Source organism: Photorhabdus machadonis (genome assembly GCF_052657765.1).
In genome coordinates, this window is record NZ_CP199761.1 from 4,292,608 (window position 1) to 4,311,477 (window position 18,870).

General features: G+C 52.7%; 11 protein-coding genes and 2 pseudogenes. 4 read left to right on the top strand and 9 right to left on the bottom strand.

Annotation, left to right across the window (positions count from 1 at the left end; genetic code table 11):
• Positions 1–95: 95 nt before the first annotated feature.
• The 9 genes from ACUN2T_RS20710 to ACUN2T_RS20750 form a co-directional block, all read right to left on the bottom strand.
• A complete protein-coding gene (locus tag ACUN2T_RS20710; protein ID WP_445494817.1) occupies positions 96–359 on the bottom strand; it encodes a hypothetical protein in 264 nt (87 codons plus the stop codon).
• Positions 360–390: 31 nt separating this feature from the next.
• Positions 391–1,302, bottom strand: coding sequence for a hypothetical protein (locus ACUN2T_RS20715; protein WP_445494818.1), 912 nt, complete (start codon positions 1,300–1,302; stop codon positions 391–393).
• A 99-nt stretch (positions 1,303–1,401) separates the two neighbouring features.
• Positions 1,402–3,378 (bottom strand): ArdC-like ssDNA-binding domain-containing protein, encoded by a 1,977-nt coding sequence (locus tag ACUN2T_RS20720; protein ID WP_445494819.1) that lies wholly within the window; start codon positions 3,376–3,378, stop codon positions 1,402–1,404.
• Positions 3,379–3,445: 67 nt separating this feature from the next.
• Positions 3,446–3,919 carry a hypothetical protein gene (locus ACUN2T_RS20725; protein ID WP_445494820.1) on the bottom strand — a complete coding sequence of 158 codons (474 nt, stop codon included), beginning with the start codon at positions 3,917–3,919 and terminating at the stop codon, positions 3,446–3,448.
• A gap of 76 nt (positions 3,920–3,995) precedes the next feature.
• Positions 3,996–4,292 (bottom strand): hypothetical protein, encoded by a 297-nt coding sequence (locus ACUN2T_RS20730; protein ID WP_445494821.1) that lies wholly within the window; start codon positions 4,290–4,292, stop codon positions 3,996–3,998.
• Positions 4,292–4,678, bottom strand: coding sequence for a hypothetical protein (locus ACUN2T_RS20735; protein WP_445494822.1), 387 nt, complete (start codon positions 4,676–4,678; stop codon positions 4,292–4,294). Before ACUN2T_RS20735 ends, ACUN2T_RS20730 begins: the two co-directional genes overlap by 1 nt.
• 12 nt (positions 4,679–4,690) lie before the next feature.
• A complete protein-coding gene (locus ACUN2T_RS20740; RefSeq protein WP_445494823.1) occupies positions 4,691–4,912 on the bottom strand; it encodes a hypothetical protein in 222 nt (73 codons plus the stop codon).
• Between the two features lie 106 nt (positions 4,913–5,018).
• Positions 5,019–5,150, bottom strand: coding sequence for a hypothetical protein (locus ACUN2T_RS20745; RefSeq protein WP_445494824.1), 132 nt, complete (start codon positions 5,148–5,150; stop codon positions 5,019–5,021).
• Between the two features lie 394 nt (positions 5,151–5,544).
• Entirely contained in the window at positions 5,545–6,420 is an 876-nt protein-coding gene (locus ACUN2T_RS20750) for an integrase domain-containing protein (RefSeq protein ID WP_445494825.1), read from the bottom strand.
• A gap of 418 nt (positions 6,421–6,838) precedes the next feature.
• Here ACUN2T_RS20750 and ACUN2T_RS20755 point away from each other — a divergent pair, with 418 nt between their 5' ends.
• The 4 genes and pseudogenes from ACUN2T_RS20755 to ACUN2T_RS20770 all read left to right on the top strand — a co-directional run bounded on the left by ACUN2T_RS20755 (position 6,839) and on the right by ACUN2T_RS20770 (position 18,844).
• Positions 6,839–7,132 carry a hypothetical protein gene (locus ACUN2T_RS20755; RefSeq protein ID WP_445494826.1) on the top strand — a complete coding sequence of 98 codons (294 nt, stop codon included), beginning with the start codon at positions 6,839–6,841 and terminating at the stop codon, positions 7,130–7,132.
• A gap of 762 nt (positions 7,133–7,894) precedes the next feature.
• Positions 7,895–9,567 (top strand): annotated as a pseudogene (locus tag ACUN2T_RS20760) (ShlB/FhaC/HecB family hemolysin secretion/activation protein).
• A gap of 50 nt (positions 9,568–9,617) precedes the next feature.
• A pseudogene (locus ACUN2T_RS20765) lies at positions 9,618–18,582 on the top strand (two-partner secretion domain-containing protein).
• Positions 18,572–18,844 (top strand): hypothetical protein, encoded by a 273-nt coding sequence (locus ACUN2T_RS20770; protein WP_271868210.1) that lies wholly within the window; start codon positions 18,572–18,574, stop codon positions 18,842–18,844. The pseudogene ACUN2T_RS20765 and the gene ACUN2T_RS20770 overlap by 11 nt, the downstream one beginning before the upstream one ends.
• Positions 18,845–18,870 lie beyond the last annotated feature (26 nt).

Sequence of the window (18,870 nt, forward strand, 5' to 3'; positions counted from 1 at the left end):
CCTACCTGGTGAAGGCAATGACCCCACAGGCAGGTGATAAGTTCAGCGATGTGAAAAAAGGCTATCCGGCTTTCGGATAGACCCATCCCAGTTATTTATAGCCGGACAGCCGGTCTCCACAATTTTGTGGCCTGTACATCAGGGCGCCTTCTTTTTCCAAACGCCGCGATAATCCTGCCCGTCATCACCCGGTATAAATCAGGCTGGAAACGCCTGCCATGACGACGGGCGGCTTTGTTCTTGCAGACAGTTTTTGGGGCTGTTTTGGTTTTAATCTTTTTCATCGGTAACACGCCAAAATAAAAACGGGCGTTATCCCCTGACGGGAAATAACGCCCGTCAGGGTGAAAAATAACCACCGGCGTACCCGCAGTCAGGATTAACTTTCAATCAAGCCGCTAACTTTCGTATGGGGGCAATGGTACTCTCCGGGTGGGTTTTCCGCACAAACTGCTCATGTACCCATGTGATTGCCTCATCCATCACCTCCCGATAATCTCTGAGTGTTGGGTTGTTAACATCTTCAATGTCTATATCTGATCGAAAACTCTCTATCACACGATCATTTTTGTATACCACATCAACCTGGAACTGGACGGGTGTCATCAGTCCATCAGAGACCGCATCGATATACTCTTCGAGATACCCTGACTCAAATTCCTCTGCATCAATATTGTGCAAATCCTGTGGCCCCATGAATACATCGATGTAACCGATAGCGGAGGAAAAACGCCGTATTAAACGGGGTTCAACCTGTAAGTGACGCAGAAATTGACCCAAACGTTCAAAACAATACAGACACGTTTCTGTCAACCGCTTATCCAGATAGTCCATAAAATGTGTCCAGTATTTTTGCGTTTTGCTGAACTGTTCCAGCCCAATTTGCTCATCTTCCGGCAGGTTATCCTGCGCCGTCAGACGGAGAAACTCCTCCGCCGGCATATTCAGCAAAACGGCTGTGTCAGGTCTGATAAGGGTATCCACACGACCACTGCTTTCCGGATGGGTATAAGGCATCAGCCTCGGATCCTGATAAACATGAGATATCGCATCCATTCCCCGTATCCATAACGTCAGGATACGTTCACTATTTCTGCATCTGGCCCGGTTTGCCGGCTCCTCAGACAAACTGTCCAAAAGATGAGTCATGACAGGCAAAAGTAACTCTTTGGTAAACTTTACATGGGTATTGACGTAGTCTCCCTGGCACTCATGAAACAGACAGAAAATAGCATTGTCATTCAGCGCCAGCCCCATTCGTTCGACGAATTGATGCCGGATATAAAAACGTAATAAAGACATAAGGGAAATCTCGTGATTGACGGGGTTCCCCCTGTAGGGGATATCCCCTATCGGGTTAATGTGAGGCCACCCAATGGTGACTTGAATTAAAGATGTGTGTCAGCCAGCCTTGCGCATCGCTATTTCGTTTTCAGCTTCCTGACGCTGACGTTTGAACTGCCAGAAGCCTAAATGGTACATTGGCGTCACCATTTGCTGAGACATGACATGAGTGAGTGAATCGCCCACCGTGACCACGGCCGGGACACCCAGCAACGACAGCTGGATATACGTCATCATCGCGGCAACCGGGTCGATATCGACACAAAACGCCAGCATCTGCTGCTGAGGATTAAACCCCGCTTCCAGCATAGCCTGATGCATCGCAATAATCATCCCGCCGGCACCACAAGCCGGGTCAGACACCGTGATATATTCACGCTCACCGGATTTCAGCATTGGCAAACCGTCAGCCAGCTGTAATTTGGCCATCATATGGCTGACAGGAAACGGCGTAAGATACTGACCAGACTGGTCATTACCTAATTCCAGCGCCATAAAAATAGACCCCAGAAAATCACCGACCTCATACTCCAGACCCATAATAACTTCACTCAGCAAACGACTCAGCCGGAATGCATCTTCACGGGAATAACGTTTAACCCGCTGCATATAGTCCGCTTCAAATTCCTCATTTTGCAACAGCGCGTTATACAATGAACAGGCGGCCATATGCACAAAATCACAGAACACCTGCCAGCGATTTTCATGCGGGGCAATCTGGTTAAACAGTCTGATAAACGCCTGCTTATGTGGATTCGGTTCCCGGTAAGTCGCCGCCAAAGGTAGCGCCACCACATTATCGTCAGGAGAATAAGGGTCATTATCTTCATCCTCACTGTCCGTCTCAGACGCCACCGGCGGTGACAACCGCTCAGATTGTAATAACGTATCCGGTTCATCGGTATCAGCCTGTTCTGTGACCGGTACCCGATAATAGTTCAGACACGATGGCTGGCTGGAGAACAAGGCCAGTGCCTCACTGGCCGGCCCCAATTCTTCCGGGAATAACCGCCCTTCGGACTGATCACACCGGTCCCACTCGTATATTCGTGCCAATGCACTGATAGCCATGAGCGGCGTGATACCACCGTCGATATGACGCTGAACGACTGCATCACATCCCAACATCGTGTCATCCAGCGGCAGGCCATAATGTTCGCTAAGCAGTACGGTCGCCATCTGTTGCCACAACCCTACACGGGTTGGTAACTGTTGTCTTCGGCGCTGCAAATAATCCATAGCACGACGGGCATCATTAGCCACCTGAAACAACCACCATGGATCTGAACCCAAAGTCTGCACCCAGGGTGCCACACTATCCGGATATACCGGGTTACCCCGCACACCGGTCAGTACAGCCACAAACGCCGATCCCAGGGCTGTCACCCCTTGCTCCCGAGCTTCATCCCACTGACTTCGGGCTGTCAGGCCAAAGCGGTTTAACCGGGACGGATGGCCAGTGGCACACACCAGTTGATGCAACAAGTCATGCCAGTATTGTGCATCTTCAACGTAGTCCTGCCGGACGGGCAGCTCAATACGATCATGCCATGGTCGGTAAACGGGTATGATGCCCGACCGATGAACCACCGGGATCCCACTGGCCGTCACCAGTTGCTGAACAGCAGTAAAACCGGGAGCCGGACGGGGAGGTAAAGGACAACCGGGTTGAAGTTCTGTCGGCAGTCCTTCACATTGTTCCAGATTAATGACACGTATCAGCGACATTGAAGGCCGGTAACGGACGATGGTTGTCGGTTTTTCACCGTTGACCACCCATCCGCCTAACGCTCTTAACTCATCACCGGTTAACCAGCGGTTAGATATCAACTGCCGCTGCAACATAGTTTGCCAGAGCAACAGCACATTGATACCGCTAAACGGTTGTCCGGTCAGTGCATGCTGCGGCAAACCGTACTCACTGGCCGCTTGCCAGGGCTGCTGCCAGGGCGTCCATCCACTTTCCAGGCTGTCTGTAAGACGTCGGGTTATTAACCGGCAGATATCATCCGGTAGGTAAGAAAGGGTCATCATCTTTCCTGTCTAAAATTAAGGAAGAGACCCTTCCACAGGGAGTCGTCTCTCCCCGGGGGATAAATAATTAGCGCATGAAATAATGAGCTATTTTGGCCGGTAACGCGGTCAGCCAGTGATAAGCTGCTGACAAGTCAACTTCGTAAGCATGAAGCATCAAACACACGCCTGTCACCAGCGACGTCAATGCTATCCCGGTCAACAGCCAGCGACGACGCTGCCTGAGTTTTTTCTCCTTTAGCTGAACCTGTTGATACAGGAACAGCCCCAGCGTCTGCAACTCACTGAACCGGTGAAATTCCTCACGCCGTAAGGCTTCACAGGCCTCATCGTAACGCTCAAGCTCGGTCGGATGATGGCGAGCAAGAAAACAGCGGTAACCATGATTTCTCAGCGTGTGATAGTGATTGTCGAATTGCGCCTGCAGCCACTGATTAAACCGGCTACGGGTTTTTTTGAATATCTCCGGCTCAGTCAGCGCCTGCACTGACAGAGACTGAGACGGTTTCAGAATGTGTTCTTTCGTCGTCATTGTACTCATAGGGTTAACTCCTGTTGTAAAAAAATGACTGACGGAGTTAACCCTCACGGGTTTCCCCGTCAGGGTGATCAATAAATTAGGCGTCCAACGCAATCAGCAACCGATCAGATTCATGTTTAAGCCGCAGCGCTTGCCATAAGGGGGTCTTCATGTCGCCGTCATGCGGCAAACAGAAAAAACCAAACGTCACCTCACACGTTCCCGGCTTGGCTGCCGACCAGGCTTTGAATGCCTGGTAAATCAGTTGATGAAACCGCTCTGTTTCACATTCCGGCGCAGACGGATAACTTACCATTCGCAGCCAGACTTGCTCTTCAATCGCCACAGCCGGCATCACCGCCCGGGTAACGGCAGTCAACGTCTCATTGACCATTATGCGGCCTCATCATAAGCCTTCAACAAACTACGCTGTCTCAGCAGACGCGTGAGCATCTGTTGCGCCGAATCCACCGCTTCCGTTTCGTCGATAAGGTACCGCTCGCCATAAAACGGTTCCGGACTCTCCTCACCGAAATACAGCAACTCCACACCTGGTTTGTAGCTGTGTCTATCTCTGACCACAACCGGTCTCCCGCACGACTTCGCGTCATCAGAAAGTTGCCATTTACCGGCATACACCGTGTGTCTCCGTGCCTGGGTCATATGAGTCACCGGCAGTCTCACCTGTCTTCGGCGTAACAGCCAGGACATAACATGGTAAAACGACAGCGAAATCCAACGAATAATGCTCCAAAGTACTGTCACAAAGATCATTAACATCGTTCGTTTCCTTTATCCCCATAACAACTGGAAAACCAGCAACAGCACACCTAACGTCAGGATCCCTGCAATTTTGAACAGCGTTATCATGCCCAAAAGTTTAAGAAGTGCGTCACGATCTCGGTAGTCACACTCATCACGGATCAAATCGCGGATAAGTGAACGTTGTTTCGGTGTTAACCTCTCTGAAGCCGACAAGGCTGTCGTATCAGTGGTGGGGTGAAAAGCAGGCATTAACCACTCCTGTTACCGGGAGCCCGCCCTTGACGGGGACAAGCCCCGGGAAATGTAAGGAAGATGTTCATCACGAACATCATACAAAGTGAATAAATCCGTCAGGTCAATCCCTGTCAGGATGCCTGAACAGTATCGCTAGCCGGGGCAATTTCCCCGACTTAACTTTACGCCCAATCAGCGCTTCAAACCGGACAGCTTGCACCGATATTTCAGTGAATAACGATAAAGTTTGCATAATATTTCCTCAAATATAAAAAATGAGGAATAACCTCATCCCTCAGGGAAAGGTATTCCCCATCAGGAGGTGGTTGATATGAGAGAGACAACAGGCTTCACCCTGTCCCTCGACGGTGAGATCATCAGATGGCCAGCCGACCACCGTGTGTTACTAAAAATGCACCTTCATCACTGTAATCAGTGATACCCGTTTTCAAAGGATAAACGGGTGTACCGCCAAAAGGCACCATCTCTCAGGTTACAATGGTTTTATGACAAGTCACCCAAAGGCGTCAGTCTCAGACTCATCTGACATTGGCCGTTGTCCGAAAACAACAAATTAACGCCCTGATATTAAGCCCGGGGCGGTTTCGATTCAAGTTAAATTCAAAAACCGATTAATCGTCACCGTGCTATTTATTGTAGACACGGGCAACATAATGCCCGCGTCCATCCCCATGCCCTAAATCCATTGAAACCATCGCTTCCGCTTCTTTTCGACTGAATCCTTTCGACAAATGATAACTTATGGCCTCAACAGCATAAGCATAACGCAAACTGTGTGGCGAAGACTTTCCGGTTAACCCCGCTTCCCTGACGATATTCCGGTAACGATCAATGGCCGAATGTAAATTCGGTTTATCAATCAAACGACCCTGATTTTTATTGGCATACTTTATTGCCGTTCTGACTGCCTGGATCACTTTATCCCGCTCAACCACCGTCGTGTCACGGGGACGTCCTCCTTTTGTACCAAACACTACCCTCACTCTTTCATCCCCACGCAATAAGGCTTTTTCCCACGTTCTTAATGACTTTGCCGCCTGAACCGCTTCTTCCGTTCGCAGTCCCAGATAACGAGAAAGTTGCATAGCCGCAGCTACCCCTTCATCTTTCCCCCGGACCAAAACAAGCGTCGTGTGATAACGCTCATCCGAAATCGCCATCTTAGTCCCCTCCCGGCTGGCGCCAGATAATCCGAGCGCATGATTACTTAACCGTTCGTGATGAGGGTTAGCTAATTGAGATCTTCCCGCCATAGCGAATATCGCCCGAACGGCCGCCATCTCATTTTGTAACGTGCGCTTTGAAATATTCTCTGACTTTCGGCTATCGATATATTTTTCAATATGATTCATTTTCATATTCTTAATATCACGGATTTGAATATTTAATATCGCCATGCTTTCTGCCAGACGTTTGGCTATTTTCATTCTGTCTGAAACGGTTTTAAAACTGCCGCCAGCCTGACGGGCCAATGTGACTAACTGTTTACTCAACTTTGACATGCAAACGATTTCCTTTTTAACCCACACGACACCACCGCTTGTAACCTGACGGAGGCAAGCAATACAAAACGGTATTCTGAATGTCATCTCTCAACCCCAACGGCACGGTTTGATTTGCGCTTCCTGCAGCTCGACTGATATCTGTGCATCGGGGTGGCGAAATGTTGAGTTCTTACGAGGCACCCCAGCTCTCTGAGCTGTTCGCGGTTTACACCGTCCTGACCGTTGTCAGACTACCTCCAACGCCAGTTTTCACTGACGTCGCCATCAATACCGAGTCGATTGTTCTCCTTCTTCTGAATATAAAACGTCAACATGATTGTTTTTCACTCAAGACGTTAGGGTAAGTGGGCAGTCTTCAAACTATCCTGACCGATGTACTACGTGTCGATCAGACGGTAGAAGACGTGGGGAAAGCTTGTATTACGTGGTTTGGAAGGTTGTACGCTGGCAGCGTCACTTGGTTTTCGTTATCACGCCAACAAGTGACGCCGCCCATTTCTTCTGGACCCAATGCGTTGTCCGCAAGATACCCAATAACCTGTCAAATCTGGCAACAGTCATCCAGACTGCTGAACGAAACCACCCAGGCAAGCGTAGAAAGCAAAATCAACCCGCAGGGTGTTGTTTGAGGATACTGGCAAGTCAGAAAACTGTCTGTGAAATTGCACCTTCATCACTATTGTTAGTGATACCCGTTTTCAAAGGATAAACGGATTTGCCGTCCGAAGACGCCATCTCTCAGGCTATGATGGCATTGAGATCAGTCACCCGAAGGCGTTCCTCTCAGACTGCGGGAACATTAACGATCGCTTACGCGACAACGAATACTGCCTTAAATTAATCAAGGTCCATTTCAAGGTCAAGAAAGCTTTTCATACTGTATAGAATAATCATTTATGCCTTTCAAAAAGTGAGCAAAATGACAGGCCGAACAGTTGACACAAAGCAAGACTGGCATAAATCCGCACTAGCGATCTTTGTCTCCTTAAGGTTCATGATTTTTTCCACTCTGTGAATGAATTACGAACACCTGCTTCTGATGATTATCTCCCAATCCGCAATAGCGTAGCGCCTGTTTTGCCAACTGAGCTAAAAGTCATCATCCAATCTAATCAGAAAAGGTCATTACTTATCACAAATTAAAAATAACTGTCACAGTTCAAGTAATTCAATGCTGAAATCAATCATCATAAATGTGATGCTCATCACATAATTAAAATAAAACAATAAAATTAATTTGAAATTATTAATGTTGATTATTAAATGATTAATATTAATCTGTTTTTTATACAATCCTGTCACAAAATAATCACATTGGCCTGTTTTTTGCCTTGTCATATAACCTCTTGTTTTTGCTGCTATCTTGACCAACTCCCTATTTTAGTTGCCCGGTTGATAATCAATCCCAAATATTGATCGCTAAGTTAAATTCGCGGTTAATGCTGTTTCGACATTGTGGAATAGAAAGTCAATGAAAAGCAGTATTGTAGTATTAACGGTTTTTTGTAGTGCAGTCTCAGGTAGTCAAGCCGCCAACATCGCAGATCAACAACTCATTCATCAACAGGCCCGTCAGCAAGCCCTGGAGGCGCAATTAGCCCCGCCGCCCGCGGAGGTTCACCTGTCTGTACCGGAAACGGGGGAATCATCTGCTTTTCCGGTGGAAACTCCGTGTTTTCCCATTACCCACGTCAGACTGGCAGGCACCGAAAATTTCCCGCACTGGTTACCGTTTCGGCGTGTCGCTCAACAGGGCGAAAACCATTGTCTGGGCGATAAAGGCATTAGCTGGCTGATAACCCAATTGCAAGATCAGCTCATTAATCACGGCTATGTCACCAGCCGGGTTCTGGTTCCTCGTCAGGATTTGCGTACCCAAACCTTAAAACTGGTGATGATACCGGGAAAAATCCGGCATATCCGCTATACCCCTGACAGCGGGAAATATATCCAGCGGATAACCCCCTTTCCCGCGCGTGAAGGAAAATTACTGGATTTACGGGATATTGAGCAGGGACTGGAAAATCTGCAACGTTTCCCCACCGTGCAGGCGGATATGAATATTGTCCCGGCAGAGCAGCCGGGGGAGAGCGATATTGTGCTGGACTGGCGTCAGTCCCGGCACTGGCGAGTCGCCACGTATCTGGATGATACCGGCTCCAAAAGCACCGGACGTTATCAGGGCGGACTCACCTTCTTTCTGGATAATCCGCTGGCGCTCAGCGACCTGTTCTATCTCTCCGGTGGGCGCGATATTCATTCGTCTGCCGGGAAGGGCAGCCAAAATGACACGCTCTATTACTCCCTGCCCTTCGGTTACTGGATGGCGAGCGTGACGGCCAGCCATTACGATTATACCCAGACAATAGCCGGGCTGAATCAGGCGATCCAATACCGGGGCAAAAGTCAAAACCTGGCGGTCCAGCTTAGCCGGGTGCTGCACCGTAATGCCGACCAGAAAACCCTGCTTAACGGTGAAATTTATCGTCGGACTTCGCGCAATTTTATTGATAAAACCGAAGTTGATGTTCAGCGCCGGGAAACTGCGGGCTGGAAGCTGGGGCTGTCCCATCATCACTTTATCGGCAGCGCGACGCTGGATACCCGGGTGACTTACCAGCAAGGCATGCGCTGGTTTGGTGCGCAACCGGCGCCGGAAGAGTACCGCAATGAAGGGACCGCCTTACCCAAAATCACCCAGTTCTCGGCGACACTTGCCGGGCCGTTAACGCTGTTTTCTCAGCCCTTTTCTTATCAGACCCAATATTTGCGTCAGATAAGCGCCAGCCCATTGACGCCCCAGGATCGCTTCTCGATTGGCGGTCGCTGGACGGTACGCGGCTTTGATGGCGAGTTGACCTTATCCGCTGATCGGGGTTGGTACAGCCGCAACGACGCAACGAACTGGACTGGCAAACCCCGCTGCGCGGGCAGTCGCTGTATCTGGCAATGGATTATGGCGAAGTGGGCGGCCGGGGCAGCGACGCGCTGCTCGGAAAACACCTGGCGGGGAGCGCTCTGGGCTGGCGCGGCAGCCTGAAAAAGGTGAGCTACGACCTGTTTGTTGGTGTCCCGCTGTCCAAACCCGCCGGTTTCCAAACTTCCCCCGTCACGGCCGGATTCAACCTGTATTGGCAGTACTGATTCAGAATAATAACGCTGCCCGTGTGTAGCGAGTGAGTGGAGCAAACGTCATGAACAAGCAGTTGTATCGTATTATCTTTAATCAGGCCCGCCAGATGTGGATGGTGGTAGCAGAGATAGCACGCGCCGGACGGGGACGAACGGGACGTCGCACCCGGCGCCCATCTCTACTGTCGTGTCGTTGCCGACTCACCGTGCTACGATTCAGTCTTGTGTTAGCCCTTGGCGGCATTTCGCTCACCGCCCAGGCGAACATCGTGGCGGATGGGCAGGCACCGGGCCGTCAGCAACCGACGATTATCCACAGCGCCAATGGCACGCCGCAGGTCAATATTCAGACGCCCGGAGCCGACGGCGTTTCTCACAATACCTACCGTCAGTTTGACGTGGATAAACAGGGGGTTATCCTCAATAACAGCCATCAAGCTACGCAGACGCAACTCGGCGGCATGGTAGCGGGCAATCCGTGGTTAGCCAAAGGGGACGCCAGCGTTATTCTTAACGAAGTCAACAGTCGTGACCCCAGTCACCTCAATGGCTGGATTGAAGTCGCCGGGCATAAAGCTGAGGTGATTATTGCCAACCCGGCGGGTATCACCTGTAACGGTTGCGGGTTCATTAACTCACATCGCACCACGCTCACTACCGGACAAGCCCTGATGGAGAGAGGCCGGCTGAAAGGATTTGATGTCAATCAGGGGGACGTGCGGATTGACGGGCACGGCATGGACAGCACACAGCAAAGTTACACCGATATTATCGCCCGCTCCGTGGCGATTAACGCCAAATTACACGCGCAAGACCTGAAAGTGACCACCGGGCGCAATATTGTGGATGCGGCGCATCAGCAGATAGAGAAAAAATCGGTTGACGATGAAAAGCACCCGGCGTTTGCGCTGGATGTGGCGGCGCTGGGCGGCATGTATGCCCATAAAATCAGGCTGATAGGCACCGAAACGGGGGTGGGCGTGCATAATGCCGGTAATATCGGCGCGTCTGCCGGCGAGGTCCATATCACCGCTGAGGGTTGGGTAGAGAACCGCGGCACCATTAGTGGCCGTGACGCCCTGCAATTAACGGCTTCCTCGGGTATCTCGAATACGGGCAAATTGCTGTCACAATCGGCGGTAAATTTACAGACCAAGGGAGCACTGCGCAATCAGGGCCGGGTGGAAGCCCGCGGCGATACCACCGTTACTGCCGACACGATACACAGCAGCCATGACAGCGTATGGGCTGCGGGGCTGGATGATAACGGCAACACCACCCGCCCCGGCTCATTGACTCTGACCGCGCAGCACGTTCAGGCTAAGGGCAAAAATCTGGCCGCCGATACGCTGGCTATCCACAGTCAGCGGATTGACCTGAGCGACAGCCAGACCGCAGCCGGTCAGATTCAACTGACTGCCGGTCAATCGGGCATCAATACCGCTCGTGCCAGCGTCAATGCCGACCGTTTGACCGCGAAAACCCCGGGCCAGTTTAACAACGACGGCGGCCAGTTAGTGGCGCGGGCAATCCATCTGACGACGCCTGATATCTCTAACCTGAAAGGAGAAATTAACCAGACCGGGACCGGTGAACTGATGCTCCATACCCGCACCCTGAATAATCGTGAAGGGATGGTGTTCAATCAGGGGAAGCTGACGCTCACTACTGACCAGCTCGATAACCATCAGGGCACTATTGCCAGTCAGGGCGAGGACCTGCATCTGACCGCGCATCAGGCCGATAACAACCAGGGAACGGTGCAGTTGGCCGGTCAGGGGCAATTATCGCTCAATACCCAACGGTGGCTGGGTGATAAGGGCAAACTGCTCACCCATGGCGCCCTGACGATACAGGCCGGTGAACTGCAACTCAACCACGCTGAAACTCAGGCCGGGCAGATAACCATCAACGCCGACACCCTGAGCCATCAAGGCGGTGTGATGCAACAACAGGGCAAAGATACGCTGTCCCTCACCACCCGGAGGCTGGATAACCAGCACGGCACCCTTGCAGGCAACGGCAACCTGAACCTTAAAGCAACAACCGTCAATAATCGTCACGGCAACATCGTGGCCGCCGAAAAAGGCTCGCTGACACTGGCGGTCAAAGACACGCTGGACAATCAGTCGGGCCGGCTGGAAGCGGGCCACGCGTTCCGACTCAGTGCCTCCCAACTGAATAATAATCAGGGGAGCATTGTTGCCACCGGGGACAGCGCCACCCTCACCGTGGGCAAAACTATTCAAAACGTTAACGGTCATCTTGAAGCCAAAACCCGACTGACCACGACCAGCCAGACCCTGAATAACACGCAGGGCGTATTGCTGGCGCAAGACATTGACAGCCAGACCACAGGCCATCCCTTCACCAATACCGCCGGACAGGTGATAGCCGAGGACACCCTGAAGGTCAATAGTGGTGAACTGGATAACACGGCGGGGCTGTTACAATCTGGCCGCGAGATGTCCATTGATACCCACGGGCAGAAGCTCACCAATACCCGCGATGCCGACCAAAAAACGGGCCGGTTATTAAGCGGCGGACACTTAACTTTGCGTACTGGCGACATCGATAACACCGGCGGGATAATCGCGGCGGACGACAAAACCACGCTGACCAGCACCGCGCTTGATAATACTCAGGGCCAGATAGCCGGAAATGGCGGACTGGACATTCACAGCCGACAACTGACCAACCGCGAGGGCACCTTACAATCCGCTGACGCCCTGACTCTGGACACTGACGGGCAGTTACTGGATAACCAGCAGGGCCATATTCTCGGTGATGGCAAGACGACCCTCACCAGTGGCCCGCTGGACAATCGCCACGGTCATCTTCAAGGCGGACAGTTGGCTATCGATACCCGACACGCCGCGCTGGATAACCGGGACGGCAAATTGTTATCTACGGACACCTTAACCCTGAATACTCACCAGCTCGATAATCGTCACGGGCAGGCGCAGGCGGTGGGCGACACCACACTCAATGTTGACACCCAAACCGATAACACCGGCGGCCTTATCCGTGGCGGTCAGCAATTGACCCTGAACACCGCTCGCTTGATTAACCGGAAAACAGCGCAGGTTGATAACGGAGTGGAAGCGCAAAACCTGACGGTCAACGCTCAACAGGTGGACAATACCCAAGGCGCTTTACGGGCGGCCAATCACCTGCAAGCTCAGGTGAGTCACACGCTGGAGAATGCTGAGGGGTTAATCTCCGCGGGCAAACAGCTTACCGTAGACGACGAGACCCGTCCTACGTCTCTGGTGATTAACAACCGGCAAGGCACCCTGATTGCCGGGGAACAGGCCACGATTAACGCACATGGCCTGAGTGGGGACGGCCAACTGTTATCACAGGGCGATATGGCGGTCACCTTAACCGAGGATTTTCACCATACCGGCAACACTGCGGCCAATGGCAATCTGACGCTGAAAACGACCGGCAATCTTATCAATGACCGCCAGATAAAAGCCGGTCAAACGCTGCATCTTGATGCACACAACCTCACCAATAGCGCCTCCGGTGAAATTAGCGCCGGACAAACACAAATCCAGGTCCACGATACGCTGAACAACACCGGACTGATTGACGGCGGCCTGACCCACCTCACGGCTAATACCCTGAACAACATGGGTACCGGGCGTATTTACGGTGACCAACTTGCCCTCCAGACGGGCACGTTGAATAACACCGCACAAAACGGCAAAGCCGCGGTGATTGCGGCGCGTGACCGGCTGGATATTGGCACCGGCACACTGAACAACAGTGACCATGCCCAGATTTACAGCGTGGGCGACCTGCACATCGGCGGCCGGTTGGATAATACCCTGACGGCCACCGGTCAAGCCGGTGAACTCAATAATCACGCCGCGACGATTGAAGCCGGGAACAACCTGAAGATTCAGGCTGACCGGATTAACAATACCAACGCCGGGTTGGTGACTCAGGTCGTCGAAACGGAAAAATCGCCCCATCACGACGCGGTATTGAGCGGCCAGACCACCCGTTACGTGGTCACAGGTGGACACTTCCCGCCACAATAAATACGGCGTGCACGATGCCATCATGCCGGACGGCAGCGGCAGTAATGATTTTTACGAATATCAGTACACCCGCACCGTCAGGGAAACTCAGGTTAAACAGAGTGACCCCGGTAAAATGCTGGCCGGGGGTAATATCACGCTCAACAGTGCGCAGGTCACCAATCACGACAGCCAGATTGTCGCTGGCGGCACGCTCGGTGGTGAAATTGGTGAACTGCACAATATTGCTACTCAGGGAGAACGGATTACCACCGATACGGGCAGTCAGACCCACTGGTATGCTAAAAAAACCAAAAAGAAAAAGTTCGGGTTCGGGGGGACCAAAACCTCACAGGGGAAAAGCCGCAGCCATTATGACCCGGCCCCCGTAATAGAAACCCTCGACCTGAAAACGCTGGCCTGGCAGGAGAATACCCGTCCACAGGGCACCGATATTACGATGACAGACCGACAAACCGGTCAGATACATTCTGCCCCCACGACGGTCACACCGGTGAACGGTATCAAAAATCAGCCACTGGTATTGCCTCCCGGTCAGCCGTTTGAACTGTCCCTGCCCCCGGAGACCGTCAAAGGACAAACTGTCGACCCGGTGATACGCGTGGTGACGCCCGATACGCGTTTGCCGAATAACAGCCTGTATACCGTGCAACCGGGCAGTGACAGCCACTATCTGGTCGAGACCGACCCGAAATTTACCCAGTATAAACCGTGGCTGGGCTCGGACTACATGCGGCAACAGTTAACGCACGACCCGGCGCTGGTCCACAAACGTCTGGGCGATGGGTTCTACGAACAGCGGCTGGTGCGCGACCAAATCACCCAACTGACCGGCCAGCGCTATCTGCCGGGCTACAATAACGACGAAGCCCAGTTTAAGGCGTTGATGGATGCCGGCGTTGCCTTTGGCAAACAGCAACAATTGACGCCGGGTGTGGCCTTAAGTCCGGCGCAGATGGCGCTGCTGACCTCGGACATTATCTGGCTGACTCACCAAACCGTGACTTTACCGGATGGCACTACTGAGGTAGTCACCGTGCCACAGGTTTATGCGCGCGTCCGTCAGGGCGACCTGCGCAGTGATGGCAGTTTACTCGCCGGGAATACCGTGGCGCTCAACAGTCAGGGCGATATCACCAACAGCGGTACCATCAGCGGGCGTGACGTCACCCAACTGACGGCCAACAACCTGACCAACAGCGGCTTTATTCGCGGCGGCAAAGTGGATTTAACGGCCCAACAGACGCTCACCAACCGGGGCGGCCGGATTCAGGGGGATGACCGGGTGACCCTGAAAGGCCGCGATATCATCAGCGCATCGACGGTGCGCGGGGATGAGGCTAACCGTTGGTTAGACCGTCCGGCAGGCATCTATGTGCGGAACGATAACGGCGCCTTATCGCTGAGCGCCATCAACAATGTGCAATTAACCGCCAGTGACGTCAAGAATGCCGGTAAAGACAGTCACACCGAGATAACGGCAGGCCATGACCTGACGCTGGACGCCTTAAGCACGCGCCGCACAGAGCAAGGGAATTGGGGGAAAGATAACTATCGCCATCTGACCCAGCAACAGGATATCGGCAGCCAGATAACCGGCGCCGGTGAGGTGACCCTGCAAGCCGGGCAGGATTTGAACGCCACCGCCGCTCACGTCAACGCCGGTCAACAACTGACGGCGCAGGCTGGCAATAACCTGACGCTGACCACCGGTACCGCGTCCTCAGACTTAGTGGAGCACAGTAAGCAAACCAGCAAAGGCTGGCTGTTGAAGTCGTCAGTGGAAACCCACGACGAAGTGCATGACCGGCAGGCCCTGAGCACCACATTCAGTGGCGATAAGGTGAATCTCCAGGCCGGTAAAGACTTAAATATCAGCGGCAGCAATGTCGCCGGTACGCAGGATGTCAGCCTGAGCGCCGGTCATCAGCTCTCCGTCACCACCGCCGCCGAAGCGCACGATGAAACCCATTTGCGGCAGGAGAAAAAATCGGGCCTGATGGGGACTGGGGGGATTGGCTTCACCTTAGGTAAAGCCAGCCAGAAAGTCACCACCGACAGTGACAGCCAGCTGAGTAAAGGCAGCACGGTCGGCAGCAGTCAGGGTAACGTGGCCCTCAACGCCGGAGAACAACTCCGGGTTCACGGCAGTGAGGTGATTGCCGGTAAAGACCTGACGCTCGCCGGTCAACAGGTCGATATCACCAGTGTGGAAAACCGCCATCACACCTCGACAAAAACCGAACAAAAACAGAGCGGCTTAACCGTGGCGCTGAGTGGCACAGCAGGCGGGGCCGTCAACAGCGCGGTGCAAACAGCCAGAGCCGCCCGCACTGAAAGTGACCCGCGCCTGAAAGCCCTGCAAAACACTAAAGCCGCCCTCAGCGGAGTGCAAGCGGCGCAGGCTGGCCGACTGGCGGCGGCTCAGGGCAGTGACGACAAAGGCAATAATAATCTGGCCGGGGTGAGCCTGTCTTATGGTCGGCAATCCTCCCGTTCAGAACAGCAGCACCGCCAGACCACTCAACAGGGCAGCCGTCTCACGGCCGGGGATAACCTCACCATAACCGCCAAAGGGGATGGCAAAGGCGCATCAGGCCAGAATGGCGATATCCGTATTCAGGGCAGCCAGTTACAGGCGGGTAAAGACCTGCAACTCAATGCCAGCCGGGATATTCAGCTTTCATCCAGCCAGAACACCGAGCAGACTACCGGCAAAAACAGCAGCCACGGCAGCTCGCTGGGCGTGGGCCTGACTGCGGGACCGGGGGGCACCGGTCTGAACGTCTCGGCCAATGTCAGTCGGGGCAACGGCCGTGAAAACGGCAACGGCGTCAGTCACACTAACACCACGTTACAGGCGGGACAGACCGTCGGGCTGAACAGTGGCCGGGATACCACGCTGAAAGGGGCACAAGTCAGCGGCGAACAGATGACCGCCGGGGTGAAACGTCATCTGACCCTCAGCAGCGAGCAGGACAGCCAGCGCTATGACAGCAAACAACAGAATACCAGCGCGGGCGTCAGTGCCACCGTGGGTCCCCTCACTAACGGTACCGCGAGCCTCAATGCCAGCCGCAATAAACTGCACAGCAACTACGACAGCGTGCAGGAGCAGACCGGACTGTTTGCGGGGAAAGGCGGCTATCAGGTTAACGTCGGTGACCATACCCAACTGGACGGCGCGGTGATAGCAAGTACCGCCGATAAAGCCAAAAACACCCTGAACACCGGGACGCTGGGCTTTAAGGACATGCAAAATCAAGCAGACTTTACTGTCGAACAGCAAAGTGCGGGCGTCAGCCTCGGCCAACCGACTGCCGGTCAGGTCCTGAATAATCTGGCGGTCAATGGGCTGACGGGTTCCCATAATCAGGGGCATGACAGCACCACCACGCACGCTGCGGTCAGTGAGGGCAACCTGATTATCCGGGATAAGGTTCACCAGACGCAGGATGTCGCGAACTTAAGTCGCGATACCGATAATGCCGCGAATGTCCTGAGTCCAATATTTGATAAGGAAAAAGAGCAGCAACGGCTGAAACAGGCGCAACTGATTGGCGAGCTCAGCGCCCAGATGACCGAAATAGCCAGTACCGAAGGGAAAATTATTGCCACCAAAGCGGCGAAAGCGAAACTGGACCATATCAGTGAACCGGACAAAGCCGCAGCCAGAAAAAAACTGGTCGACAGTGGTAATCCACACCCGACTTCGGCGGATATCAATAAGCAAGTTTATGACACCGCTTACACGCAGGCACTGAATGACTCGGGCTTTGGGACCGGCGGAACCTATCAGAAAGCCCTACAGGCCGCCACCGCAGCGATTCAGGGCTTAGCGGGGAACAATCTCGGTCAGGCGCTGGCCGGAGGCGCTTCACCGTATCTGGCCGGGGTGATAAAAGCGCTGACGACGGACCCACAAACCCATCAGGTGGATATCGCCACCAATACGCTGGCCCATGCGATTTTAGGCGCGGTAGCGGCAGAGGTCAGCGGCAATAATGCCTTGTCAGGGGCAGCCGGTGCCGCGTCGGGTGAACTGGCGGCTCAGGTCCTGATTAAGCAACTTTACGGCGACGGGGCCAAAGTCAGTGAATTAACGGAGGAGCAGAAACAAACTATCAGCACCCTTTCCACCCTGGCGGCAGGGCTGGCAGGCGGTATTGCTGGTGACTCCACCGCCAGTGCCCTCACTGGGGCGCAGGCAGGGAAGAATGCAATTGAGAATAACTTTTTGAGCGCGGAGCAGATAGATGACTTTGCGGCCAGAGCCAAAGGGTGTGAGGGACGCGGCGACTGCAAACAGATCACGAAGGAAATGGAAGATCTGAGCCTCAAGCAGCAAAAAGAGCTGATCGCGGTGTGTTCTTCCAATCCCGCCGCCTGCAAGGAAAAATACGGCGATATCCCGGCTAATGGTATGCTGGTACGTCAAGCCATCGATCGCGTACTGGGTGACGATGTGCCTTCACGGATGAAGAATGACATGTCTTCTCTGTTGGCCCAGCAGATTGAAGCTGAAGGCGTCGTTTCGAGTACGGAATTTGCGCATCAGTTGCAAAGCCGCTACGGTATCGACAAGCAGCAGGCAGAAATCTTAGCGGGCGCTGCACTGGGTGCTGTAACTGGAGGATTGGGTAAAGGTAAATCTGGAAACTCTGCAAATAATACAAATTCTGGGGCTACCCTCCCTATGGGAGGTAAACAGAAGCAGATGAATCAGCCTAAGAATCCCTCTTATCAACCCGTAAGGAATGAACCTGCGACTATTAATAACAGAGAGTATTCCGGTCATGCCTTGGATCGTATGCAAGATCGCGGAATTACTCCATCTGTTGTAGAAAATACCATCAAAAATGGAATATCAACCCCGAGTAGAGGGGGAACGACTGTTCATTATGACCCAATGAATAATGTATCTATTGTTACTAATGAATCAGGTAAAGTGGTAACGGTGAAATATGGAAAATAAAGAATCCTTGATAAAAGATGCGGTTAACTCATTAGATGACTTAATGGTGTTCTCTAGGTTCATTCATTCATCAGAGGATCTGTACGATGATGAGCGATATCAGAAAATATGGTTTGAATTAGAAATAATTAATGCTGTTGCTTTAGCTGAATGGGAAGATCAAGGTCGACCAAGTGATTGGACTAAAGAATGGAGCATTAAATTTAAAGAAGAAGCCACTGAAGTGATGGCTTCACTTATTAATCGAATAAAAGAATCTTAGTAAAATTCCCGGCTTTATGAATTGAC